This window comes from Paenibacillus glycinis, from assembly GCF_009909185.1.
Lineage (GTDB): Bacteria > Bacillota > Bacilli > Paenibacillales > Paenibacillaceae > Paenibacillus_Z > Paenibacillus_Z glycinis.
Map to the genome: position 1 here is coordinate 827760 of NZ_JAAAMV010000001.1, position 24592 is coordinate 852351.

Here is a 24592-nt window from a genome sequence, read left to right on the forward strand (position 1 = left end):
TTCTTCCACTAATGAAACACATGATTAATCGATTTCAAATTGATCTCCGATGACCTTCACCGCGTCGAAGGAAATGTAGTAGCCCGTAGATTTCGGGTTTTTATCGCCAACGTTAACGATTCGGATCGTATGCTGCTTATCGTTCAAATTCGTCAATTCGAACAAGCGAGACTGGTATTTGTAGGACGGACTGTACAGATCGATATGATCCGGCGTCACCAGCTTGCCGTCGACGTAAATGTCCGCTTTCCCCCGATCCGGTCCTTTGGTCCCCATCACGATGATTTGGGCGCCTCGTACCGTTACTTCCGCCGAGTTCCCCTTTTGGTTGGAGTACTTCGCGCTTTTGCCGCTGTTGCGGGGCGACAGATTCAAACTCCACGCGCCATTGAATTTGACGGCAAAGTTCGTGTCTTCAATGGATGTCGTATTGGTATTGGCCGCTTCTTCCTTGGTCGCCTTCGTCACGATCAGCGCATCGACGACGGACTTACTTTGCCCAATGGAAGCAACCTCATTGACATAAATGATCCGTATGGTATGTTTCCCGTTCGGCAGCTTGCCCGTATCGAAAACGGGGACCTGATAGGAATCCTGGCCTTGCTGATCCTCATTCAAATCGATAACGACTTCCGTCTCGGGGCGATCGTCGACGGTTACGACAATTTTCGGATTAACGCCGACCAGGCGGTTTGACAACAGCACAGCTCGCGTTCCGGTGAAGGACAGCACGGCTTCGGAGCCATCGGCGTTTGTCCCCATCGCGTGACCGTTCGAGAACTGCGTGCCTGAAAGCCGCGTCCAAATGCCCTTGTAGGTGAAATTCAAATCGTTCTCTTCTAGCTGAACCGTATACCCTTCTGACGATGCCGCCACTTGAATGGCGTCGATATTTATGGATGTGCCATGCGATAACGGGTCTTTATTTCCCGTCCACTTGATCGTAAGCGTGTGCGCACCTTTCGACACGGTGTGCTTCCAGATCACTTGGTTCAGTTGCTTCCACTTATTGTACAAGGACGGCGAAGCAACTTTCACTCCGTCGATATAAACGTCCGCGATGCCTTGATCCGCGTCTTTCAATCCGAGCCAAGTAACTTCGCTGCCGTTGAACGCGAAGCTCACGCTGCCATCGGCATCCAGTCGTTTAAGCGTTCCTTTCGAATAACCTGCATCGGACGCCAGCGTCCAGTTGCCGGTAAATTTCAGGGCAGGTTCGTTATCCTCATACTTACCTTCGCCGTGCGTCGTCGTACGATCGCTGGAGGCGGTCAGCTCATATGTCCCTGCTCCTGCGAATGCATGTACGTCAACATAATAGTAGCCGGCTTCCGAGGCCACGTAGACAATGGATTCCGCCGAACTGCCCTCTGTCTCGGAATGGGCGACCATCCCCGCGCTGGATTGAACTGTATTCGCAGAAGAATCATACATGTATAGGTCGAAGTCCGATCCCGCGCTGCCGTTCAGCTTCAGCGACAGCGTATCGCCCGCAAGCAGATGGACGAAATAAACGTCGTCCGGATTCTCGCCTATATCCATTGCGCCTGTCAGCTTCCCGTCTTTAATTGGCTTACCCGGCAGCTCGTCGTCGGACAATGCGCCGAAGGCATCGAGCATTTTGCCGTTCGAAGTCTTGCCATTCAACGAGTTGAGCGGTTTGCCGCTGAGCTTAAGGCGCGCCTTGATCGTTCCCGCGTCTTGAGATGGATCTTGGCCGAGCAGCAGTGCCGCGACCCCCGCAGCAAATGGAGCGGAGATAGATGTGCCATAGCTTTTGTTATAATCGTCCACCGGAATTTCAAGATTGATCCGAGCGATAGCCGGGTCGTTCGTTTCGACATCGCTATAGATGCCTTGATCCGTCAGATCATACTTCACGCCGTCATAGATCGTGCCGGCAACGCCGGATGCGAAGCTCCAGCTTTCGTTGTCGGGATTCTCGAAACGAACGAAGTCGAGATGCAGCGTATCGCGCATGAACGATGTATTCGCCAATTGGTACAAGGTACCCGGACCTGTCAATAGCAGTCGACCGCCGCCGTTTAAATAAGCGGTCATGGTATCGGCATCTCTCTCCGTGAAGGACGAATTGCCAAAGCCCGTAAACCAGATCACGACATCGTAGCCGGTCAACTCGTCGAGCACCGGGCCGCTCGCTCCCGTCGGCACCGTCTTCACTTCGTACGTGTATCCGGCATCATCCATCAGATCGGCGTAAACGGATAGCGCATCCGGATTGCCGATGTCATGCATGTCATCCTGCACGAGTAGCACGGAAGGCTTCTCTCCGCCATCGCTGCCTAGAAAACCCATGGCGTCGTTGAAAGCCGCCCGCCGTTGTTCGTCCGACGGCAGATTCTCAAATCCAAAAACGTTATAAATCGCCTTAAACGTTCCGTTATCAATCTGTGCCCCGAGTCCGATATTCCGGGTCGGAGACGTGCTGAGCACCGCGAAGCCCGGGGCAGCCAAGTCGACCGTCTTCGGACCGTAATTGCTGAAGTAGGCGAAAGACCCGTCCGCGGCTACGGAAGCGACGCTCACGAGATTCGGGCTGCCGTACGATGCCGGGTATTCAGGGAATAGATCCAGGTTCTTCGGCGAAGTCAACGTGTTATCGTCCTTCACCTCATTGCCGGCGGAGACGGCGAAGAGCATCGGGGACGCTTCGATTGCATCCTTGAGTGCCCTGCTGTACGTATCCGTCGTCCAGCTCAGATTCGCGATGCGGGCTCCAGCGCGATCCGCATATTGAATCGCGCGAATGACGTCGGACGCGTAGCCGGTTCCATCCGGTCCGAGCACCTTCAGCGGCAACACTTTCACGTTGCGCGCCACGCCGGAAATCCCGATGCCGTTATTCGCCGATGCGGCGATCACGCCTGCCACGGCCGTGCCGTGATAATCACCTTGGCTCGCATCGAAGACGGTTCGGTCGTTATTGTAGAAATCCCAACCGTTCACGTCGTCCGCGAACCCATCCCCGTCATCGTCGATGCCGTTGTCAGGAATTTCCCCTGCATTCCGCCAAATGTTGGCCTTCAGGTCGGGATGGGAGATATCCACGCCCGTATCCAGCACCGCGACGACGACATCGCTGCCGCCCTTGCTGATCTCCCAAGCTTTCAACGCGTTGATATCAAAGCCAGGCAAGCCTTTGACCGGCCCGTCGATGATCTGGCCCACGTTGTGAAGTCCCCATTGATTGGGGAACAACGGATCGTTCGGCACGGATGCCATCCGTACCTTGACGTCGGGCTCCGCGTATTCTACGTTCGGATCGCTCTTAAGCTCGGACAACACGCTGCTTGCGTCGGCGGTCTTCGTCTCCAGCACCGTCAGGTCCGTGCCCGGTAGCGCTTCGGCGGCCGCGATCGCCGCGGACGCCGAGCGATATGCCGCACCGCCAGCGCCTTGTTTGAATTTTACGATAATGCGGCTTCGTTCCTCATCCGTCGTCGTTACCTGCTGTTTCCGGAGACTTGCGAGAAACTTATCCTGCTCGGTCGCCGGAAGCGAATACGCCGGCTGCGGTTCCAAGCCGGCGTCCGCCGCCAAGTCGTCCGCTTCATCGGACGCCGAAACGACCGCTGGCCATTGGCTTTTTCTCGCTTGATCCGTGGTTGTTTGCTTGACCGATTCCTGACCGTCCGCCGCTCCTGCATCCGCCGCGAAGCTCGTCATCGTCAACCCGAACGCCATCGCCAATGAAAGTGCCGCGGTTAGCGTTTGTTTGCTTCTATGTCTTTTCAACGTTTTGGGCTCCTTCTTTCACAGATAGTATTGCACCATGCAACCATCGAGGTGAGCAAGGGAAGCCGACGCGCAGCTTCCCTTCACTCCCCATGCTTCCGCGCTGTTTCGAACGATTAGTGAATCAAACCGGCGGCTGCCAGCAAACCGTGAAGCACCTTCGCCACCGCTTCGCGGCTTGTCGCGCCGCGCGGATCGAACGCGATGCCGTCCTTCGTCGCATATCCCTCCATCAGGCCGAGGTCGCTTGCCGTCTGAACGCTGGATTGCGCGTACGCGCTGATCTGCGCCGCATCCGCGTAAGGCTTATGCGTGCCGGACGGCTTCTTCAGCTCGAGAAGCTCGGCCGCTCTGGCCAGCATGACCGTCAGATCTTGACGGCTGATCGAGGCGTTCGGATTGAATTTACCGTTCGCGCCTTCGACTAAACCTGCCGCGTATGCAGAGGCAACGTCCTGCGCAAACCAGTCTTTCGCATGCACGTCGGCGAACGGAGCCGGCTCCGTTGTCTTCTGTAGGCCAAGTCCGCGGACGAGCATGGACGCGAATTGCGCACGCGTAACGTTTGCCTTCGGCTCGAATTTGCCTGCCGTCGTGCCGTTAAGCAAGAACATATCTGCCAACGATTGAATATCTTCTTTAGCCCAAGACTTGCCGATATCGGTAAACGCAACATGGCGTTTGGCCGCCATATAGGTCGACAAGCCCGGACGGTCGATCGTCGCGATCGTCGTGCCGCCCGCGGTTGTAAACGTCGCGGCTACGGGGCTGACGTTGCCGTCTTCTTCATACAAGACGCCTGACGCGGAAGTGTCCGTGCCCTGCGCGATCACGAAGGAACGCTTGAATGACTGATCCGGCTTGAACGATACCGGCATCGATTTGCCGTTCAGAACGAATTCCGCTTCGAACGCGTAAGCATCCCCGAGAAGGTCGGCTTCCGGATATGCGGCTTGGAACGTCGCCTTGGCATCCGCGTTCTTCGAGATGTGAATCGTCAATGCCTCTCCTTCGGAGGCGCCGCCGAGTGCCGACAGCGGGAAGGCGACGGAGGACGTGTCATTCCATGTAAAGACGATCGAACTATGAGCCGGTGCTTTGCGAAGCAGGCCGACCTGAGCCGGCGTCAGTTGAAGCTCGGCACCAGCCGCCGTCTTGTCCGCCGCACTTACCGTAATGGCCGCCGGTGCATCCTTCGATCCCGCAAGCGCCTGCTTCAGCTCATCATCCGTCACGGTCGCAATAAGGCGATCGCCTTGAAGCGCGGAATCCGCCTTCGCGGTTACGGCTGTCTGGCCTGCCTCAACGACCGTCGGCGCAATGACGCTTGCCGGAGGTGCGTCGGTGCCGCCAGGACCTCCGCCAGGACCTCCGCCAGGACCGCCTGTGCCCGGATCGCCATCGCCCGGATCGCCATCGCCCGGATCGCCATCGCCCGGATCGCCATCGCCCGGATCTCCGACATTCGATTTACTAAACTTCACGGTTGAATAAGCGAAGTGCGCGTTATTGACATCTACTTTGCCCGTCACTTTATCGACATGCTGCGCAATAATTGCAAGCTCGTACATCCCATCCAACTGCTCGAGATTATAATTGCCTTCATCGTCGATCTCAGGGAAACCCAAGCAGCTGCCGTCGATCTGCTCGAACTTAATCGGTCCAGTCGGGATCGTCGACAGTTCCTCATCATACATGGCGGACACGAGGCATTCCGATCCGTTTGGGTCAAACGGCAGGGCAACGAGGAGCACTTGCTGTATATCCTTCGCGTTCAGCTTTGCCGTTACATCGATCGCATGGTCGGGCGCGACAACGGCATCCGATGTCTGCATGTCCGACACGCCCCATTCCGTCGGGTCGGATTCTTCGCCGACGTGAATGACGAACGGCAGGTGAAGTGTCGGCACGCCTTCGCTTTCCAGCACCACTTCCCCTTCATAGACGCCATCGGCAGCATCTGCTTGCGCTTCGGCCTTCAGCGAGAAGTCCACCTTGCCGTCAGGAGCGACCGTCAGCATACCGGCTTCGCTTACCCCTTCCAACGTCATATTGACTTTGGATACGTCTGGCGTCGGCACGGCACGAAGCGGATCGGGATCCGACGTGACCTGCGGGTGCATCTCCACATGTGCTTGATAAGTCAGCGCTTCCTCCGATTTATTCTCGAGCTCCAGCGGTTTCGATATCGCCTGCGAGCCGGCGTCGACCATGCCGAAGCTGACGCTGCCCGCCTCGCTCGCCATATGGGTCACGTTCATGACGCGGTCGAAGATCGTAATGGGATCCATCGATTTTAGCAGCGCAGGCGTCGCGATCGCATTTGCTACGTTCGCCCGGCCCGCGCCTTGGGAATACGCGTCATAGCGCGTTCCCGATTCGTCGCGAATGCTCTCCGACGTATTGTCAAGAGCGGCACGGATATCGAGCGGACTCCAATCCCGGTGCGCTTCCTTCACGAGCAGCGCGAGGCCCGCGACGTGAGGCGTCGCCATGCTCGTGCCCGATTCGCGTATATAAGCCTGGCTGTAATCCGCATCAGGGTTGAACTTGCCGTACATAGGATAAGTGGAATAGATATTGACACCCGGTGCGACAAGGTCCGGCTTAATGCTGTAATTGCCGTCCGAGTTCGGACCGCGCGAGCTGAAATCCGCCATTTGATCGCCTTCGTTTTTTAGCTTGTTAATGGTTTCGAACGTGAAGCTGAGCGCGTTGCCTCCGGCGGCCGTCAACTGCCGTGCGATCGCCCGGCCTTCAACGCCGGACATGTCGAACGTTGGAATATTATCCGCGCCTGGGCCCGAATCAAGGCCGATCAAGCCGTTGCGTCCAGCCTGGTCCTCGGTCAGATCGGGAACCGTCACGCCGCCGACGATCTTCGCGTTGCCGTTGAACATGATAATGGCGAGCGCGCCGTGTTTCTTCGCGTTGGCGATTTTATCGACGAACGTGAGTTCGCCGCGCGATACGAACGCAATCTTGCCCGTCACGTTCACGTTATTGTAGTCGGCATCCTTGCCAAGGCCGACGTACACGGCTTCGATCGGATCGTGACCGAATTTGGCTTCGAAGTTCTCATCACCCGTTTTCCATTCGGCGAGCTTCAGCGGCTTCGCTGCTGAAGGGGCTTGACCCGGGATTTGATGCGCGACGTTCGCGCTGTAGATCGGAATGTCGCTCGGGCTTGTAGCCGCGCCGACGGAGAAGGCGAGCTGCGCCGCAGCCGGAGTGCCCATCGAATAATAATAAGGACCATTCGTCGCGGCGTTGCCGTTCGCGACGACGACGGTGACGCCGGCAAGCACCGCATTGTTGACGGCGATCGAATCCGGCGAATTGGGATTCTTGTTCGAGTCCGCGCCGAGCGACATGTTAATGACATCTACGCCGGCTTCGACCGCGCGCTCGAGGCCGTCAATGATCGTTGCGGAGGATCCGGCTACCGCTCCATTATCAAGTCGGCCGAGAACCTTGTATACGTACAGATCCGCTTCATAAGCAACGCCCTTCTGAACCTGCGCCGCCCTTCCGTTGCGCGCGCGTCCCGCAATTGTCCCCGAGACGTGCGTGCCATGCAGCGTGCCTTCGAAACCGAGACCTAGCGGATCTTGCGCCGGCGTGAGCGGCGGCTCTTCGTATGGATCATCGTCCTGGTAGAACGTATCGTATCCGCCCGCGATGTTCAAATCCGGATGATAGTAATCAACGCCCGTATCCAAGACGGCCACCTTCATGCCTTTGCCCGTATAGCCTTCCGCCCACGCTTTGTCGACGCCGATTTGCTTGAGCGGCCCTTCATCGAACGTCGGACCGGCGGCGACGGCCGCGCCGCCGTCAGCGGCAAGCGGATAATACGTCAAGTTTTCGCTGATGCCGACGACGCCCGGAAGCTTCGCCAGCGTCGGAAGCTGGTCCGCGCGCACCGTGATTTCCATCCCGTTCAGCACCATGTTGAACTTGCGGTTCACCTTCAGCGAGACGCCTTTCGCTTTCGATGCGCTGACGAAGCTCGCTTGTTCCTGCTGAATGGCTTGAACAGCCGTCTGCGCGGAGAAAGCTTGCCGGCGCGATTGCGCCGCATAGCGTCCGACCGCGACCGGATCCTCGCTGAACCGGACGATAACATTTACATTGCCGGTTGATTTGGTATTGAGGTTCGGAGAGAGGATCGGCGTCGATAGGTTTGACGCTTTCGCCTGGGCGAGCGCTTCCTTCAGCTGGTTATAATCGATAGTCGGCAGCTCGCTCTTCACGTTGGCGGCCGCGTCGCGGCCTTCGGCCATGGCAGGCGAAGGCACGTTCGACAGCAGCGCTGCGGCGGCAGTGAAAAGGGCCATTTTTTTCAAGAGTGCGTTTTTCAAGTTTCAGTTCCCCATTTCTGCATAAATGATAGACAAGTTCAAGAGCAGGACCGCAGTCGGCCTATCGCGGCACCCATCTACTTAAAGACGTAGAAAGCGTCGATCGCAATCACTTGCCCGGAGGATTGCTCGTTCTTCTCCCCTGCGTTCACGACCTTCACCTCGTGGCTTCCGCTTGGCAACGCCGAGGATTCGAACACGTTCACCTTGGATTTGTACGTCGCGCTGTACAGATCGATCGGATGCGCGTTGACGAGCTGGCCGTCGATATATATATCGACCATGCCCCGATTCGGACCGGTCTGGGACAACAACGCGACCTTCGTGCCCTGGAAGGCAAGCTTCGCGGAATTGCCTGCGGCATCCGAATATTTCGCGCTGCCGCCGGAATTCTTAGCGGACAAATGGAGCGTCCAGACGCCCGTATACTTCACGAACGGACTCATGTCCTGATAGACTTTCAGGCTTTCGCCGGCCGGCTTCAAATAGACAACGGCATCGACGTTCGTTGCGTAGCCGCTGGACTTGTCATTCTTCGCATGCGCATTCACGATTCGGAGCGTGTGCGGACCGAATGCCAATTCACCCGTATTGAAGACCGATACCTGGTAACGCGATACCTCGCTGTACAGATCGATCGTCTTCGCCGATGCGAGCTCGTCGTCGACGATCACCGTCACTTTGCCGCTGCTTGGCGTCGTCGCGGCTTTCAGCACCGCGTTCGTGCCCGAGAACGTAAATTCCGCGTAGGCGCCGGAGCTGCTTGTGGCCTGCGCTTGTCCGCCGGAATAATTCGCATTCGTCTGCAACGACCACGCACCTTTAAAGTTAAATGCGGTATCCGACTCTTCCGCGACATTCGTGAACGTGTCGCTGTCGCCGACGACAATCGTGTCGACGTTTATGGCATGCACCGTCCGCTTCGCCGCCGGATCGGCTTTGCCCGTCCATACCACTTCGATCGTATGGTAGCCGTACTGCAGTGATTGTTCGAACACCGTCTGTTTGGTTTGCGGCGTCTTGCTGAACAAGGAAGGCGAAGCCGCCTTAACGCCATCCACGTAAATATCCGCGATCCCCATCGTATCGTCCTTGAGCGCCGTCAGTTCGATCTTGCTGCCGGTGAACGCGAACTTCGCGCGGCCCGCTGCGTCGAGAGTTTTGATCGTGCCCCCGGAGTAGCCGGCATCCGCATGCTCGGTCCACGAACCATCGAACGCGAACGCGCTGTCGGTATCCTCGTACGTCCCCGTCGTATGCGCGCGATCGGCGTTCATGCCGAGCGTGTAGGCACCAGAACTGCCTAAGAAGAGGACGGCCACGTAATAATCGCCGGTCTTGTCGGCTTGATAGGCAATCGTTGCCGGCGTGCCGCCGGTCGCCATGGCCGTTCCAAGCACTTTGTCTTGCGCGTCCCAATCGGTGATCGACTTCAGCTCGGCATTATAAAGCGCAAGCATGAAGTTGGACCCGGCTTGCCCCGCAAGCGATAGATCCAGCTTATCGCCTGCGTTCAGGTGCACGTAGTAGATGTCCTGAATATCGGCCTGATCGAGCGAATCCGTCTGCAGCGGCTTCAACGACTTGCCGGGAACGTCGTCGTCGTTGACCGCCCGCAGCGCGTCGACGATGCGGCCGTTGTTCATATACTCCTCGCTGTCTTGATACCAGAGCGTTTCGAGATGCTTGCCGGATAAGATAAGCCGTTCCTTGACCGACTTCGCGTCCAGCGACTTATCCTGGCTAAGCACGAGCGCGGCTACGCCGGACACATAAGCAGGCGCCATGTAAGAGCCGTAGTCATAATCGTAATCAACCATCGGAACCGCCAAATTGATATGGGACGCATTGTCGTCGTTGGACTTGTAGTCGGCGTACACAACCGCCGAAATATCGTAGCGCTGTCCTTCGTAGATTGTTCCTCTCTGCCCTTCAGCAACCTCCCAGCGGCTCCTGTCCCCGCTGCCCCGGAAAGAGTCGTACCGCACGAAATCCAAGTGCAGCATATTCCTTACGAAATCGCTGGTTTCGATATTGACCAGCGCCCCGTTCCCGGACAACATCAGACGGCCGCCGCCGTTCAAGTATGCCGTTAAATTTGCCTGGTCCCCGTTGCGAAGCGCGATAGGCGGGCCGTTCTGCGGGGAACCGTAACCGAAGTAGCCGGTGAACCAGATGACGATGTCGTAGGACTTCATTGTTTCGAGCGAAGGGCCGACGGCGCCTTGCGGTACCTTGACGAGATCGTACGCAGCCCCTGCCGCGTCCAGATGGCTTTTATACTTCCAAAGCACGCTTTCCTGCGCTTGCTCGGAAACATCTTCATCGTCGACCAACAGGATGGTCGACGGGCTTCCGTCCTCCTTGCCTAGATAATTCAACGCGCGTTTAAAGCCGTCCCTGTGGTTTTCGATTTCCGAAGCATCCCCGGTCCACATCGCCTCGAAGCCCATCTGATTATAGATCGCTTTGTAAGTGCCGGTATCGATTTCGGCGCCGACGCCTGGATTTCGCGTAGGAAGGGTCGTCATGACTTTGGCGCTAGGCGCAGCGAGATCGACCGATTTGAAGCCATAGGCGTTGTTGAAGCCGCCAAACATATCAAGACCGGCGACCGACAACACATTGGCGCTGTCATAGGCCGCCGGATATTCAGGAAAATCGTCCTTGTTGATGTTTACTTGTTCCTCGCCCGCGTTCGCCACGAAGAGCATGTCCGAGGCGTCGATCGCATCCTTGAGCGCATGGCTGTACGTTTCTGTCGACCAGCTGAGGTTCGCGATTTGCGCGCCCATTCGTTCGGCGTAATCGATCGCGTGCAGGACGTCCGAGACATAGCCGCCGTCCAGTCCCATGACTTTGAGCGGCATGATTTTGACGCCGGGGGCTACGCCGGAAATGCCGGTGCCGTTATCGCCGGACGCCGCGATCAATCCGGCGATCTCCGTGCCGTAGAAATCGTCGTCGTAGATGTTATACGGCGCGTTGTCGTTGCCGTAGAAGTTCCAGCCCTGCACGTCGTCGACAAAGCCGTTGCCGTCGTCGTCGACGCCGTTGCCGGGAATCTCGCCGGGGTTGGTCCAGATGTTGGCGGCGAGGTCGGGATGCTCGACGTCCACGCCCGTATCCAGGATCGCGACGACCGTATCGGGCGTTCCTTTCGTGATGCTCCATGCTTCCGGCGCGTCGATGTCGACGTTATAACCGCCGTACGAACCGTCAATGAGCTGACCATCGTCGTGCAAGGCCCATTGGGTGGGGAATAGCGGATCGTTCGGATAAGACGGGATAACAGCCGAGAGGGCCGCCTCCGGCGCATCCTTCGGCAGAGCTGGCGTTGCGGGCGACTTCGCTTGCGACGCCGGCCCCGGAGCCGCGGACGAAAGCGGCGCCGCAGGCGGCTCTGCGCTCGGGCCGCTTGCCGGATCGACGGCGTTCGCGCCCGGCGAAGCGTCGCTTGGCTTCGGCTTCAAGGAGACGTGCTTGCGAATCTTTACGTCCGGTTCGGCGTAGAGCACGTCCGGATTCGCGTTAAGGCTTGCGACTACGCCGGCGACATTCGCGCCGGGCGCCAGGTCCAGCACCTCCATGCCGAACTTAGAGAGCGGATCGATTCGGACTTCCGCGGATGCCGCGCGGACGCTGGCGCGGTCGGCGCCAGCCTTGTATTTGACGATAATCCGCTGGCTCGCGGGCATCTCCGGCAAGCTAAGGCGCGAAGCTTGGCCTTGAGTAATCGGTCCCGCGGATTGCGAGGTCGCGGACGGTGCCGTGTCCGCATGCAGCATAATAGGGAAGAGGCCCATCGCCATAGACGCGGACAGCAACATCGCGATAGATCGTATCGCTGCTATTCTTTTCAAATCCTTCGCTCCTTCAATGCGTGTTGTATGACAGCATAGGCTGTCGTGAATCCAGATCGCGCGAGTGAGAGATGCGGGAATGCTTGCCCTTTAAGGTCTTGCCGAACAAAGTCGACAAACCGTCCAATAAGCAATCACTAGATCCCCCCGAATCTACGAGAGCCCGCTTCGGCTTTTATTTGTAATCCAACCACCTCCGAGCCTTGGATGATACCTTGGTTGCTGATTGCGCTCCGAAAAAAACGAGCAATAACAACAAACGGATCCCCTTTTGTGTCAACTATAGTGACATGTTAAATATTCCAAATACCGAAAGAATTATATATATTTCATATGAAAAGCGTCAATCCATTTATTATTTTATGAATCGCATAAAAAAATTTATAAAAAATAGATTATAAGTCACGTTTACTTACATTAATTATTTAATTAATAGATTGCTTTTTTCTTGGCAATGTAATTTCCGTGTAAGATTATCTAACGCTTCAGAACAAACAGCTCCATGTCGTTTTTATTTGTTTAACAAAACAAACGAATACGCAAATAAGCTGCCGGCTAGAGCCGGCAGCTTATGACATGGACTAGGTATTACCGATATCGACGCCGCAGGGGCGGCGCGTGCTCGACCGGCTCCTTTCGGAACGTTTCGAGTTACTGCTGAACGAGGAAAGCGGCGTCCCGAAGCAGACATGCCGCGGCTTCCTTAGAAATATGCTTCCCGCTTTGCGCGTTAACCTCGTTGATGAAGCTGTTCAGGTTTTCTTTCTCAAGCTTCTTCAGCAAGCTGTTCGCGATACCGCCGTTATCGATCGATCCGTCCGCTCTGAACCGTTCGATCAAGGCGCGCAAAGAGTCGATGCTTGCGGTCGTTTGGAAATGAACCGTCAATTTGCCGGCATTGCCGGCATTGTCGCTTGCTTCCGAGCTCAAGACGTGGGGTCCGAGCGTCAGCGCGCGCAGTTCCACGGATTCGCCCGGCTGAAGCCGCACGCCGTCCAGCCAAACGGTCGTTTTGCTCGCATCGACGCCGGAACCCGTATCCGAGACGACGATTTCCGGTACGATCGCTTGGTCATCCGCGAACACTTCTCCGTCACGAACCGAAGCGGTTACGGATGGGGCTGTCATATCCAGTTTCATGGCGATTTCTTTAATCGATTCGACGTTTCCCGCGGCATCCGTCGAGCGGTAGCCGATCGTGGCCGCCGTATCTTCGCCGAGCGCGATCGGACCGGTATAGATCAGCCAGTTCACTCCGCCGTCAACGCTGTATTCCGTTTTTGCAACGCCGGACAATTCGTCCGAAGCCGTCAGCGTCAGCTCGACCGGATGCACGTACCAGCCGTTCTGCCCGTCCGGCTCGGAGGGCGCCGCGGTCAGCGTCGTGACGGGAGCCGTCTTATCCAGTCCAGCAATCGCCAGATTGATCGCCTGCTGAATCGAGGCGCTGCTGAAATATCCGGCTGCCGGCTTGCCGCTTACGATCGCCTGGGCTACGGCGAGCTTCCCGTCGCCGCTCAGCAGATTCCACTTCGTCAGGTCCAGATGAAGGCCCGGCGAAGCCGGCGAGTCGAGCAGATGGAGCACATTCGCGGCAGCGGCCGCCTGATTGAGACTTAAGAACACGGGATTGACCGCATACCCGCCGATCTCGAATTCGTAGATGCGGGCCGCGTTGTCGGTCGTGCTGGTCGGCTTCGTCACCCACAGCCGGACATACCGGGCTTCCGACAGGTCGATCGTATGCTCGGTCCGTCCCTTCGTGTTCCCGCGGATATCGACGACGTCCCTCCAGGTCGATTTGTCGTCGCTGAGCTGGATTTTGTAATCGTACGTATTCATGCTGACCGCTTCGCCGCCAAGCTCGGCATGGGAGAGCGCGAAATCCGTGATTGCGTAATCGGCGCCCAAATCGCTCATCACCCAGTGCGGTCCGCTGCCGGCATTGGCGCACCATTTGGTTTTCAAGCTGCCGTCGAACGCGAATGTCCCGCCTTCGGCCGACGCGCAGGCCGAACTGGCCGTTGCCGTCTTGTTGAGCGCAAGATTGGACTTGCCGCCCGTTACCGCCCAAGTCACTTCTACTTGCTCCGCATGCACGTCTACTCCCGAGCTGTTCGAGGCGGTCAACGTAATCGTGTAGGTCCCCTCCCGGTCGTAGGTGACGACCGGCTGCCCCGAGCTGTAGTCTACACGGCCTCCCGGTACATCCCAGTCGACCGTTTCGGCCGTTTCCGACGATCGACTAACGAGGCCAATCGGTTGACCCGGCGCGGCGTACCGCTGGCTGACGGCGAAATCCGCCGCCGGCTTCGGATAGTCCGGCCAATTTAGCGTGACGGTCGCAGGTGCGCCTTGCCGGAAGTCGCGATCGACGCCGACGATTTGCAGCGTCGTTTGCATTTCTTTGCCGTTCCGTTTGATTTCGGACACGTAATAGGCGTCATTCGGCGTAGCACCGAGAAACTCGCGCGTGCCGTCCGGCTTCAGCCGATAAATCTCGTACAACGCGGCAGCAGGATCCGTCTTGGTCCATGTCAAACGGGCATCCGCGGCAATGCCTCCGGTAAATTCGTTTTCCATCGCAGGCGCGCTCGGCTGGCGAACTTGCGAGGGCTGCCCGGCTTCGTCGGATACAGATAACTGCCCGATATTGACGGCGTAGCCGCTGATCGCCGTGTCGCTCGCGAAGCTGAGCCCGATGGCGGCAATCCGCTTGCCGGCATATTGACCGAGCGACATCGACTTCGCAGTCCACGCACCTCCCGGCGCGTCTCCCGCATCCAGGTATACGAATCGGTTCGGATCGTCCGAGAACGAAATCCCGACCTGCATATGCGATGCGGCAAGGTCCGCGTCCGCCAATTTGAACGCCAAACCCAGCTTCGTGTTCGCGTCTACCGGCAGATCGGTCTTATAGAGCTTGATCCGCGTGGCGTTCGCCGGGCCGAGGTCGCCCGATACCTTCAGCGAGCTTCCGCCGTAATACGCGTTGGCGAAATCGATATCCGGCTTCAGCGCGGTACCTTCGCTATCCACGATCCAGCGCCAGGTCGGCATGACGTCCTGCAGGCTGCGGTTGTTCCAGTCCTTGCTTCGCAGCACTTCGCCGTTAACCGCAAACGTATGCCCCTGACCCGTATTGAAATTCGTTACGAACGGCAGGCTCGTCACCGGCGTTTTGTCCGAAACGTAATTCGCGATTCCCGGCCATGACGTCCCGGGAGCCGTACGCCGCGGATCGCCGTTCGGTCCGACCCAGAAGCGGTTTTCTCTGGCGTAGTAATCCGCCTGCCCGGTCGAGGATTTGTAAGCCCAGTCGGGACGGTACAAGCCTAGCGAAGTAACGGCCTGACCTCCGGTCGGGAAGATGGCGCTCCATCTCGGGAAGGAATCATAGCCGTTCGCTTCCACGTCGATGCCGGCATACAGATCGTACGGACTTCTGCCCAGGCTCGTCGCCGTCGCGTTCGAGGAGCTCAAAGTGCCCGCACTCCATCTGAAATCGACAAACATGCTGTCGGATGCTTTTCCGTTATCCTGGAAAAACATCGCGTTGTTTGCGTTGAGCGCGCCCTGCCACGATACCGATCCGCTGCGAATCATGGCGTCGTACCACATGATTTTCATGTTCGCGGGCTTTTTGGCCTGCAGGTAATTGAGCATTTGCTGCATCTTGGTCGCGGTCGCCGCGCTTCCGCCGGCGGTCTCCTGATTGATGAACCAGCCGTCGAATCCGTAATAAGTCGCAACCTCGATCAGCTTGTCCGCGAAAGGGAACGAGCCGTCCGGATTTTGCACCAAGGAATCGTTCACCCAGCCGATTTGTCCGCCGTAGGCGGTCGGCGGATAGAAGATCGTGCCGAGAATCGGAACGCCGTTCTTATGGGCGGCATCGGTGGCGTCGGCGCTCGGGGGCACGATAATGCCCTCTCCGGAGGAGCCGGCCCAATCGACGAGCAGATCGGCATACTGCCAATATTGAAACGCGTACGTATTAAATTGGTCCGAACCTTGCGACGGCGTTCCGCTCGTATGATCGGCCATCGACGAAAGCGCTGCCAATTTAGGGTTTAAGGTCACGTTCGGATTGACTTGATAGCCCGTGTAACGGCTGGCCAGCGGTATTCCCGACTTGTTGAACGCGGCGTCCTTGTCCGTCCCGGGGGACCAGTTCAGCAGATCCTTCGGAAACCAGTATGAGGAATACGGCTGCTCCGCATGCGCGGACGCGTGCCAAATCATGCAGGAAGCCGCAAACACGGCCGCCAAGGCGAATACGCTTCGTATGAAATACAATCTCATCCTTCCCTTCCGCTCTCGAATGATTAAGCGCTTTCATGAAATCGAATAAAGCCTCGTCGGATATTGTTCACCCGCCGGTTTACAATCGCTTCGCAACCCTCCCGCGCTCCGGCTTTTGTTAATCTTTAACAATTTCACTGGCGTGCAGGTCATATTTTACTTCAAGCCCATGCCATTGAATAGTCAATAAACGATAGACCGTAGTGGAGAAATGAAAGATTTAAGCTAACATTATCTCTTGGCGATCAGCGCCGTGCCCCGCCGGGAAGTCCGCTCATATCTTAGAGTGAATGCCTACGGCAGACAACGACCCAAGGAGCTGAGGGCACGTGAGAATTGCGCAAATCTCGACGAATACGATTCCTGTACCGCCAAAGGATTACGGAGGTACGCAGCGCGACGTGCATTATTTGACGGAGGAGCTGGTCAGACGGGGTCATGAGGTGTTCCTGTTCGCCAAACGGGGCTCGACATCGAACGCGACCCAAACGTTCGAATACGAATCCGATGACCAGACGAAGCAGCTGGACTTCATTATCAAGCACATGCCGCCCGACATCGATATCATCCACGACCACTACGGCATCGTCGCGAAAGCGAATCCGCCGATTCCGACCATTTGTCAGTCTCATTCGAAAGCCATCAAGTCGAACGTGCAGATTCGAGTCTACGTCAGCAAATTCATCCTGCGGAAATACGGCAAAGGGAAAGGCTACGCCGTCTACAACGGCATGCGCATGGACGATTACGCGTTCAAGAAAAAGAAACGAAAGTACCTGCTCTTCCTCGGCAGGCTGATGAAGGAGAAAGGCGTCCATCTGGCCATCAAGGTGGCCAAGAAGACAAACCGCAAGCTCATCATCGCGGGCACGCTGAACGACAAGAAGTATTACAACGCCAAAATCAAGCCGCACCTGGGCAAAAAAATCCGCTACATCGGGCCTGTCGGAGGCGCCCGCAAGCGCAGGCTGCTGGCCAATGCGCACTGCGTCCTCTTCACGTCGACCTGGGATGAGCCGTTCGGGCTCGTCCTCGTCGAAGCGATGGCGAGCGGCACGCCCGTGCTCGGCTTTCGTCGCGGCGCGGTGCCGGAGGTGCTTCGCGGCGTGCCGCGGCTCGTGTGCGATACGACCGCCGGCATGGCGGCGAAGGTCCGTAACCGCAAGCAGCTGCCGAGCGCGCGCAGATTAAGGCGGTATGCTCGTACCCGCTACTCCGAGCGCAACATGGCAGACGCGTTCTTGCGGCTGTACCGAAAGGTCCTTACCAAGAAGCTGTATAAAATAAAGCGCAACACGTTATGGAACCGGCGCAAAGCCAAGCTTCAACCTGCCTCGAACGGAGATGAGGATTAGATGATTACCGTGATCGCGTGCACGATGAGGTCTTCCTGCATCGATAACGTGTTCGAAAATTACGATCGCCAGCTATGGAAAAACAAAAAGATGATCATCGTCCTGAACAATAACAAAATGGACATTGCGGCCTACAAGGAGCGGGCCAGTCAATACCCGGCAGGCGAAATCACCGTGTACCAGCTGCCGCAGAAATACAGGCTCGGCAAATGCCTGAATTATGCGATCAATAAGGCGGACAACGGCTTCATCGCCAAGTTCGACGACGACGATTACTACGGTCCTAGGTTTCTGCGAGAGGCGGCCCGCGCGATCAAGCGCGGTAAATCATCCATCGTCGGCAAGCATACCGCTTACCTTTATTTCAAAGCCAAGCGGGCGCTGATGGTATTCCGCCGAGGCGGGGAGCGAAAATACAAGCGCAAGGTCAAAGGCGGCACGCTGGTATTTCGCAAGTCGGTTTGGCGCAGGGTCAAATTCCCCGCGAATCGGAAATCCGGCACGGATGCCAAATGGCTCACGCGCTGCGTCCGCCGAGGTTATCGCGTGTATTCCGTCTCCAAACGGCATTATGTCTGCATCCGCAGCAAGAATTGGAACAGCCATACGCAGAAAAAAAGCACGCACCGCTATATGCGGCACTGCAGGCTCGTACGCCGGACGAAAAATTTCCGTCGTTATGTTCATTAGACGCGATGGCCTATATGGATCCGAGCGTTCCGATGGAGATCAAGTCCTCGCGTATCCCGGGCTATACCGGCGCATAAAGAAACGACAGCCTTTAACCGGCTGTCGTTTCTTTGCGTTTATCAAGCAATCGTTCACCGTCGGCATTCCCATAAACGAGCAACTGGCCGTTCGAACGAATACGGGCGCCTTGGTACGATGGGGTTATGCGCCGTCTCTTGGTTTCCTCCAATTCGATATAAATTTGCGACTCGCAACAAAAAACAATCATCCAACCTATCATGTCATGAATAGCGGAAAGCCTTTCCTAGTAAGCAACAACCGCATGAACCTAGTTTATTAGGTAATCAATGAAAACGCCAATTATAAAATAATAAGCCTATCATAAATGAATTTATAATCATTTTTATATCTGCTGTCCCTTGCAGCGAAAGTCGGTAACCGCCGCTGCAACTGCCGCCATACGTCCTGGATCGTTGGAACTAGTCAAGAATATTCCACCGGTATCCATAAATTCGATTATCATTCGCCGGTTATTTTGTTATTTGTTTTCTGCATTTCCACAACCTACAATGGCAATACCCATTCACGACGGCAAGACTTCGAGATTCTGCAGAGCCGTATGTGATGGATTTCACTTGAGGCTGCGAAGCCCGCTCCTGCGCCGGCAATCGGCGAAGAGGCATTGCGTATAGCCGAGACTTGCTAATCCCTTCGAGAGATTTTCTCCCTGTCGGAGGAATCGAGCAGAGGAGGTGGTGGTTGAAGAACGCAACGGGCTTAGCAAAAAACAGGTTGCGAAAGACGTCGGGAACATGCGGATGTTCTCAAGCCGAATTAAATTCACAATGCCAGGTACAGGAAGGAATTAAACAATGCCAACCATATATCGTAAGATTGGAATCTGGTTTTCGGTCGCGCTGCTGTTATGGCCGCTGCTGAGCGTTTGGAAACCATCGGTCGCGAATGCGCAAGCAGGAGATAAACGAATCATTAAATGGGACGTAAGCGGTCTGAACGGCGACTCTAACTGGCAACGGGAAACGAACGCGGCCAGGTATGCGAGCGTTATCCAACAAATCAGGAATGCCGCCTTAGGCAGAACGCTGCAGAACGGCGTGCAATTAACCACGACTACGCACCGGATCATCGAGGTGCAGATCTATAATGGCTACAACGTGGCAGGATTTCCGAACTACCTGGTCACGGTCTACTTGTGGGCGGACACGCTCTACGCGTTCGGCTACTGGACACCGCAGGGCGATTACTACTTCTACAATGATCAGACGCTTGCCTACCATGCCAGAAATGATCTTGGGCTCACTGCAAATCAGGTCACCTATCTTCCCTGGAACGGCAATTATGCAACAATGCCCGAAGGTTCGCCCGAGGCGCGTGCGGCCAATGAATACACGAATGATCAGCTGTGGAATACCGTCTGGAATCTCTCGGACATGCACGATTATCTTAATCGGAACGCTCAATCGCGCAATACCGTCGGCCACAACATGGTCCGCATAATCGGCGCCTTGGCGGAGGCTGCGCGCTTCCAAGTCATTCGCAATGTCATTTACAATAATCTGCTGTATGGTACGAATGCTCCGATCGGAGAAACGCCGGCCGCGATCGAGAATAACTGGGCTACCATCACCGACTGGGCCATCCAACAGGCCAATGGAAACTACTACGGGATTACGATCAATGATCATTACTATTCCACGCTTGCCGCGTTCCTTGCGGTTGCGTACTATGTGCTAGGACGAAACCCGTGCGGCGGCGGTGGCGGCGGCGGCTCCTGCGGCTAATTAACCCAAGACCGTCTCAACCTTGCCGATGGCTATCCGTCCAATACAAAGGAGCAAGCTCTCGATTTTCGAGGCGCTTGCTCTTTTTTTGGACTATTCGCGAATGCGATGCAAGCGAATAGATGACGGAGGATCCATGCCATCGGACTCCCCCTCGCTGATGAAAGGATTCGCATCGAATAATCAGAACGCACGAAAAAGGCCGCCGAGACATGCTCGGGCGGCCTTTCGTCGCGTTGGTCTTAGTCTTGAATGCGACCCGCGGTTAGAAGCAGGTCGTGCAGCACTTTGGCCGCGGCTTCGCGCGTCGTCGCATCGGCCGGCTGGAAGTAGAAGCTGCCTTTCGATTCGACGCCCTTCATCAGTCCGGCGTCGGTGACGAGTTGAATGCTCGCTTTCGCGTACCCGCTGAACTGCGCGGCATCGGCATAAGCGCTCGGTCCGCTCGCGGCAGGCGCCTGCAGGCCGATGAGCTTGACCGCTCTCGCCAGCATGACCGTCAGATCTTGGCGGGTAATGGCGGCATTCGGATTGAATTGGCCGTCAGCGCCCGTGACGAGTCCGGCCGCATACGCCGTTGCGACGTCGGAGGCGAACCAGTCGCCGCTCTTCACGTCGCCGAACGGCGCAGCCGCCGTTTGCGCCTGCAAGCCCAGCGTCCGGACGAGCATGGACGCGAATTGCGCGCGGGTCACGTTCGCCTTCGGCGAGAAGACATGGTCGGAGGTGCCGTTCAGCAGGAACTTGTCCGCGAGCGATTGGATATCCGCGCGTGCCCAGGACTTGTCGATATCGGTGAACGAGACTTGTCTGGAGGCCGCCGCGTACGTCGAGAAGCCCGGTCTGCGGACGGTCAAGATGGATGCGCCGTCGCCGGTTTTCGTGATGTTAGCCGGCACCGGATACACCTTGCCGCCTTCGAGATAGAGCGCACCCGCTCCGCTCGTATCGACGCCTTTGTCGATCAGGAACGATCTTGCCGCGGCTTCGCCGGCTTTCAGCGCAAGCGGCTCGGAATCCGCGCCTTTCACGCTGTCTACCTCGAAGACGTACGGCGTTCCGAGAACGGAAGCGTCTTTCGCTTGCTTCACGAACTCCGCCTTGCTGTCGTCATCCTTCTTGATTGCGATGACGATGTCGGCGCCTTCGGCAACCGAGCTCAATGCCGAGAGCGGCAGGGAAACGGAAGCGTCGTTCCAAGCGAAGACGATCGTACCCGCAAGCGCCGCGTCCTTCAGCTGTTTCGCCTGCGCGGCCGTGATCGCGAGCTTCGCGGACGAAGCATCCTTGGAAGCCGCTCCGATCGTCAGGGCAACAGGAGACTTCGCGTCTTTCAGCGCCGCTTGAAGGTCGGCATCCTTCACGGACACGGACAATTGCGAACCTTCTTGGCTCGATTGCGCCTCGACGGCGATGCCGGTTTGACCTTTCTCGATTACGGATGCCGCGACATCTTTATTGTACGCCGCGTCGTTTGGCGTGATCGGGAAGCTCGGATACGAGCCCGGATCCGTCGGCGGCGGCGTGCTGCCGGTTTCTCCGCTCACGTAGAACGTTCTGAACGCAGCGCTTTGATCGACGACCTCGTAGTTCTCATCGTATAACGAGCCGATGAGAACGATCTTGTAACGTCCTTCCGGAAGCTGCTCGTTATAGAGGTTGCCGTCATTCAAGTAGACGCCGACATTATACGAGCCGTCGAATTCCGGTACGACGAATTCGGACGGGAGCGGCTTCAACAGCTCCGTGTCTTCGTCGAGGTCGAAATCTTCGGCCAGGACGCCGATCGGCTCATCGTTCATATCGTAGATTGCCGCGTACATGTGATTGATTTTGCCCTTCGGAAGCGGCGTCAGCGACGCCGTTATGTCGATCGGCGCGTCCTTGGACACGATGGTATCGCTCAGCGCGATGTTCTGAATCGGGAAGTCGTTGTCCTCGGACGATTTGCCGACGTGAATGACGAACGGCAGGTGCAGGGAAGGAACCCCATTGCCCTGGAGCAATACTTCGCCCTCGTACACGCCATCCTTCGCCTTCGCGCCGACAGCCGCGGACAGGTTGAATTCGAAGACGCCGTTCGCGCCGACCGTGATTCGATTGCCTGCAAGACCGTTCAGCTTCGCCGTGATCGCGCCGGTGTCCGGCGTCGGAATCGGATCATTCGGATCGGAAGTTACCGACGGATGCATGACCACCTTGGCGTCGTAAGCGACGGACGCGTTCGATAGATTCTTGACGCGCAGCGGCTTGCTCTCCGCATCGGCGCCGGGCTTCAGCATGCCGAAGCTGACGCTGCTCGCTTCGCTCGGAATGACCGTCGGTTCCATTTTATCGTCGTAAATCGTAATGTCGTCCAGCGATTCGATGATGGCGCGCGTGTCGATCGCGTTCATGACGTCAACGCGCCCCGCGCCTTGCGAATACACGTCGTACGGCGTGCCGTTCTCGTCGACGAGCTCTTTCGCCGTATTCGCCAGCGCCGCGCGAATATCGGTCGGCGTCCATGTCGGATGCGCCTGCTTGATCAGCAAGGCGAGTCCGGCCACATGCGGCGTCGCCATGCTCGTGCCGCTCATCTTGGCATAAGCCTTGTCGTAGCTCGCGTCCGGATTAGCCGCACCGTAGGCCGGCACCGTGGAGAAGATCTGCACGCCTGGCGCGCTCAGGTCCGGCTTGATGCCGTAGTTGCCGTCCGAGTTCGGGCCACGCGAGCTGAAGTCCGCCATGCGGTCGCCCGCCAAGGGTACCTGCTTGAAATCGTTCTTCATCGTGAACTGCAGCGTTTCGTTCGGGTGCGCCTTCAGCTCGCGAGCCAGCGCGCGCCCGGTCGTTCCCGCCATGTCGAACGTCGGGATATAGTCGTAACTGTCGCCGAGGAATGCGATCGGTCCGATCGGTCCGTTGCGGGACGGTATGTCCTCCGACAGGTCGGGGACGGCGATCTGCGGGTCGACGGAGTCGCCGTTGAAGATGACGGCGGCCTTCGCGCCGTGCTTGGCGGCATTTCTCACTTTCTCGTCGAACGTGAGAATCCCCCGGGAGATGAATACGATCTTGTTCGACAGGTCTGCCGAGTCGAGTCCCAAGTCCTTATATTCGTCATTCGACCCGAGACCGACGTAGACGCCCTCGATCGGGCCGTCGCCGAACATCTCGTTAAAGTTCTCCTTGTCCGTCGTCCAGCTCATCAACTCCATATGCGCTTCGTCCGCCAGGGAGCCGGCTTCGCTGCGCACGCCTCCCCCTACGCGGATGCTGTCGCTCGTGGCCGCGCCGACGGATATGGCCAGCTGCGCCGCCGCCGGCGAGCCCATGGAATAATAATATTGGTCTCCCGCACCTGCGTTGCCGTTCGCGACGACAGCTACGACGCCTGCCAGCACGGCATTGTTAACCGCGATGGCGTCGGGCGAATTCGGATCCTTCTCCAGGTCGCTGCCCAGGGAGAGGTTAATGACGTCCATCTTGTCTTCGACGGCATGTTCGATCCCGTCGATAACCATAGAGGAAGAGCCGCCCTCCGGTCCCAGAACCTTGTAGGCGTACAGCTTGGCGTCATAAGCGACGCCCTTCTGCACATGCTCGGCCGTCGTGTTCGAAGCCGTCCCGGCGATCGTGCCCGATACGTGCGTGCCGTGATGAGACCCTTCGTATTCGTTGACTGGCAGATCCTCGTACGGGTCATCGTCTTGGTTGACGGCGTCGTAGCCGCCTTCTTCGTAATTCCCCGCAAGATCGGGATGCAGGTAGTCGATGCCCGTATCGATGACGCCGACCTTCAAGCCCTTGCCCGTAATTCCCCGCTCCCATGCCTTCGTGACGCCGATCTGCTCAAGCGGCACGGTATCGATCGCGGACGACCCAGCCGCAGCGGCTTGATAGCTGTCCGGCAGCTCGGCCGGATAGTAATGAATGTTCTTATGAACGGACTTCACGCCCGGCAGCTTCGCCAGCTGGGGGATTTGATCCGCGCGGATCGTGATCTCCATCCCGTTCAGGACGGTGTCGAAGCGGCGGTCGATCTTGAAGGGAACGCTGCTCGCCTGCGCGCTGCGGACGAAGGCATCCTGCTCGGACTTCACGGCCGCTTCGGTCGACTCCGCTGCCAGCTTCTTGAAGCCGAGCTTGCCTGCGTACCGTCCCACGGCCGCAGGTTGGCCGCTGAATTGAACGATGACGTTGATTTCGCCCGCGGATCGGGTGTTGATGTCTTCGTCCACGTATGGTTCGCCCGGAACCGCGCTGCTAGCCGCTTCCGGCCCGGCCGCTTGCAGCAGGCGGGTTACCGCCTGCAGGCTTTCTTTGGTGACAAAGGTTTTATTCAGCGGAGCGGCGTGCGCTGCGGGCAGGTTAGGGACGGCGAGACTCCCGGCCAGCAGCGAGACCGTCGCGAGCGACAATGATTTCTTGAGAAGTGATCGATTCACGTTCGGGTTCCCCATTTCGGATCAGAT

At 57.4% G+C, this 24592-nt stretch carries 8 protein-coding genes; 3 read left to right on the plus strand and 5 right to left on the minus strand.

What is annotated here, in order from left to right; genetic code table 11:
* Positions 1 to 24 precede the first annotated feature (24 nt).
* The 4 genes from GT019_RS03790 to GT019_RS03805 all read right to left on the minus strand — a co-directional run bounded on the left by GT019_RS03790 (position 25) and on the right by GT019_RS03805 (position 16282).
* The gene (locus tag GT019_RS03790) at positions 25 to 3756 is read right to left on the minus strand and encodes a S8 family serine peptidase (RefSeq protein WP_161741325.1); all 3732 of its coding nucleotides are present in this window, start codon (positions 3754 to 3756) and stop codon (positions 25 to 27) included.
* Between the two features lie 116 nt (positions 3757 to 3872).
* Positions 3873 to 8120: a S8 family serine peptidase gene (locus GT019_RS32245; RefSeq protein ID WP_161741327.1), complete on the minus strand. Its 4248-nt coding sequence runs from the start codon at positions 8118 to 8120 to the stop codon at positions 3873 to 3875.
* 77 nt (positions 8121 to 8197) lie between these two features.
* The gene (locus GT019_RS03800) at positions 8198 to 11983 is read right to left on the minus strand and encodes a S8 family serine peptidase (protein WP_161741329.1); all 3786 of its coding nucleotides are present in this window, start codon (positions 11981 to 11983) and stop codon (positions 8198 to 8200) included.
* A 651-nt stretch (positions 11984 to 12634) separates the two neighbouring features.
* The gene (locus GT019_RS03805; protein WP_235946621.1) at positions 12635 to 16282 is read right to left on the minus strand and encodes an endo-beta-N-acetylglucosaminidase; all 3648 of its coding nucleotides are present in this window, start codon (positions 16280 to 16282) and stop codon (positions 12635 to 12637) included.
* A gap of 335 nt (positions 16283 to 16617) precedes the next feature.
* Here GT019_RS03805 and GT019_RS32405 point away from each other — a divergent pair, with 335 nt between their 5' ends.
* The 3 genes from GT019_RS32405 to GT019_RS03820 all read left to right on the plus strand — a co-directional run bounded on the left by GT019_RS32405 (position 16618) and on the right by GT019_RS03820 (position 20135).
* A complete protein-coding gene (locus tag GT019_RS32405; protein ID WP_161741331.1) occupies positions 16618 to 17643 on the plus strand; it encodes a glycosyltransferase family 4 protein in 1026 nt (341 codons plus the stop codon).
* A complete protein-coding gene (locus tag GT019_RS03815) occupies positions 17644 to 18333 on the plus strand; it encodes a glycosyltransferase (RefSeq protein ID WP_161741333.1) in 690 nt (229 codons plus the stop codon).
* Positions 18334 to 19205: 872 nt separating this feature from the next.
* Positions 19206 to 20135: a ribosome-inactivating family protein gene (locus tag GT019_RS03820; RefSeq protein WP_161741335.1), complete on the plus strand. Its 930-nt coding sequence runs from the start codon at positions 19206 to 19208 to the stop codon at positions 20133 to 20135.
* A 242-nt stretch (positions 20136 to 20377) separates the two neighbouring features.
* Here the strand turns inward: GT019_RS03820 and GT019_RS32410 are convergent, their stop codons facing one another.
* Complete coding sequence (locus GT019_RS32410) at positions 20378 to 24565, minus strand: S8 family serine peptidase (RefSeq protein WP_161741338.1); 4188 nt, start codon at positions 24563 to 24565, stop codon at positions 20378 to 20380.
* Between the last annotated feature and the right edge of the window lie 27 nt (positions 24566 to 24592).